The sequence below is a fragment of the Hydrocoleum sp. CS-953 genome (assembly GCF_002260545.1).
GTDB lineage: Bacteria > Cyanobacteriota > Cyanobacteriia > Cyanobacteriales > Microcoleaceae > Trichodesmium.
This window is the reverse complement of sequence record NZ_LGSU01000416.1, coordinates 1-3,043: the sequence shown is the minus strand read 5'-3', so window position 1 is coordinate 3,043 and position 3,043 is coordinate 1. Positions and strand designations below refer to the sequence as shown.

Here is a 3,043-nt window from a genome sequence, read left to right as displayed (position 1 = left end):
CTATATAACCAGATTATATCTATAAATATTAAAATATTAAACAAAATTCTTAATTAGGGAATAAGAAGCAGGTAATCTGTAGGATAAATTACCTGCATCAAAAATGCTATAACTGTTCAAACATCAGAGATGTTAATATGCCACCAATACCATCTTATTTAATACCTCTAATAATTATATTAGTAATTGTACCATCTTTTGTAGCTATCCTATTAAGGATGGTACTTTATTTTGACTTAGCAAATCAGGGAAATAAAGTTAGGAGACTCATTAATCAGCAGTCAGTAAATAAGCCAAGATTTATCGAATATTTAGAGGGAAGATTTGCTGATGCTAGTAGTAAACTAGAACAAGTTAATACAGGAGCATTAATAGATCAAGTTTACAGTAGACAGCGATTATTAGGATTGATTTCTTATGAACAAATAGAATATTTTGGTCGAATTTTACCTAATCTACTTGTATCTTTTGGATTATTAGGAACTTTTGTCGGTATTACTATTAATTTAACTTCTCTAAGCCAAACAATTAGCGATACTAATGCTAACGATATTAGTAGTTTGCTCAATGCATTAGCAGTACCATTACAAGGTATGGGAACTGCTTTTACGAGTAGCTTAGTAGCAATCTTATTTAGTGCTGTAGTTACATCAGTTAATTTAATTTTCAATACTAGCCTTGCCAAAAGTAGATTAATAAGTTTACTAGAAGACTATTTAGATAATATTTACTTACAAACTATTGAAGGTCAAACTCAACTTGACAAAGTAGTAAAAGCTGTTGCCTATTCCTTTGAAGGATTTTTAACAAGATTTGGTCAAACAGTTAGAGTCGGAGTCGAGTCAGCTTTACAAGATAAAATTCAAGAAATTTATAACGCTAATGCTACTACAAGTAAATTAGCAGAACAGACTTTTGTAAGATTGGGAGAAGCTGCTGCTACTGTTGCTAAAAGTTCTAAAGATTTTCAGATAGCTTCCGATAGATTTCTAGAAGTAGCACAAATATTTGAACATAGTCAGTTTCCACAAAAGTTAGCTACTTCTACAGCAGAATTAGCTAATATTCAAAGTAATTTCTCTCAGTCAACCTCTACTCTAGCTGCTGCTGTTCAAGCAATTGAAATAGTAGTAATTGAACTACAAGGATATAGCAAGAGATTAGCTAAATTTGGAGAACAAGTTACTAATAGTAATCAAACTTCATTAAGACTATTAGAATCTCATCAAAGTAATCAACAATCTTTTGCGGAGATGATTAGGCAACTACAGGAAGCGTCACAAGGTTTTAATTTAGCTGTAGGAACTCTAGATAGTTTGCAAAGAAGAGTAGTATCTAAAGCAGATAATTTAGAGGAAGTACAAATCCAACTAAAAACTTTAGCAAATGCCTTGAATAATTCTACCGATGGTATTAGTCAGAGCATTAAATCTTTAGGAGACCAAATAAATAAAGGTATGAGTACCCAAGCTAATATTAATAATTCCCATTTAAGTGTCATAGCGACAAATTTACAGGAATATATAAATCAAATGCATGCAACTAAAAATGAAATTCATCGTCTGACACACACTATTGATAAACTAGCAAATCAATAGTTCAACAATTAATAATTAATAATTAATTATTACCTCTTATTATAAATAAGAGGATTGCCTAAAAGGAATTTTTTTTTCTCCATGAATGGAGAGGATTTATACCTTAATTTTTCGGTAACTCAGTTNTCAACAATTAATAATTAATAATTAATTATTACCTCTTATTATAAATAAGAGGATTGCCTAAAAGGAATTTTTTTTTCTCCATGAATGGAGAGGATTTATACCTTAATTTTTCGGTAACTCAGTTATCAATTGTTAACACCTCCGGCTGATTTATAGTCATTCTGAATAAGACTGGGACGAGTGTTTCTTTCCTGGAAAGGGTGTTCTAGCTAAAAAAGTGTTTCATCCTTATTTGAAATGACTATAGAAGGCAATAAAATCCGAAATTTCCTTTTTTATTCCCTTGAAAGTGGAAGCTTGAGACCTTATTTATTGCTAACCAAAACCCTATAAAACACTAGCTATATTTTAGTCAAGATATGGCGTTTCTCAAATTACTACTCCCTATTCCCTATTCCCTATTCCCTAATTTTATAATTATGCGTCATCGTTCACGAATTATTGAGGATAATCGCGACCTAGAAGTTTGGCCAGCTTTTACAGATTTAATGTCTAATTCTTTTATGATATTAAGTTTGTTATTACTCTTAGCTATTATTAAGTCTCTATTTATAGAATCAATTTCTGATGCTAATCAAAATCGGGCTATCAAACTACAACAAGAGATTAGTCGTTTACAAAATCAACTCCAACAAAAGACGAATCAAGTAACAGGTTTACAAGGAAAAGTTGGAAATTTACAAAACCAAGTTACACAACTTCAAGGATTAGTCACTACTTCCAAAGACAAGTTGGAACAAAAGTCGAATAGGGTGACAGAATTAGAAACAGAAATTGAAAAATTGAAGTCTCCACCTGTAATTGTAATTAGAGATTCCCAGTCTCGGAGATTTGCATCAGGAAGTGCCGAAATATCGGGAGATTTAAAAGGTTTTATTGAGGAAGATTTAGTTAAACAAATTGAGGATTTTGCTAAAGAATATCAAGGTTATGTTGTTGAAGTAATTGGTCATACTGATGGTCAGGTAAATAGGGGAAGTATTAGTAATTTAGATACCCAGTTAGAACCAGTTGCTAAGGGTAATGAATCTGTTAGTAGTTTAACAGCAGGATCGAATGCAGATTTAGGTTTAATGCGCGCTCTAGCAGTGGTACAAAGACTGCAACAAAATCCTCGTCTGCAAGAATTGGGCTTAAAATTTAGAGCTTATTCTGCTGCACAATTATATAATCCCACCGGAAATTATGCTGGGGCAAATCGAAGTCCAGATCAGAGTCGGCGACGGATAGAAGTTCGGTTTACTCCTAGTGCAGTAGAGAGATGAAGTTAGAGGGTGGAGAGTGTGGGAAGTGTGGGGAGTGTGGGAAGTGTGGGGAGT

Annotated in this window: 2 protein-coding genes; both read left to right on the top strand. The window is 32.7% G+C overall.

Annotation, left to right across the window (positions count from 1 at the left end; genetic code table 11):
* The first annotated feature begins 137 nt into the window (after nt 1-137).
* Entirely contained in the window at nt 138-1,598 is a 1,461-nt protein-coding gene (locus tag AFK68_RS04075) for a hypothetical protein (protein WP_094671699.1), read from the top strand.
* Between the two features lie 545 nt (nt 1,599-2,143).
* A complete protein-coding gene (locus AFK68_RS04070; protein ID WP_094671700.1) occupies nt 2,144-2,989 on the top strand; it encodes an OmpA family protein in 846 nt (281 codons plus the stop codon).
* The last annotated feature ends 54 nt before the right edge of the window (nt 2,990-3,043 follow it).

What these genes read in the sequence shown, in the direction of transcription:
- AFK68_RS04070 (WP_094671700.1), top strand. Translation starts at nt 2,144, where the DNA reads ATGCGTCATCGTTCACGAATTATTGAGGATAATCGCGACCTAGAAGTT.
- AFK68_RS04075 (WP_094671699.1), top strand. Translation starts at nt 138, where the DNA reads ATGCCACCAATACCATCTTATTTAATACCTCTAATAATTATATTAGTA.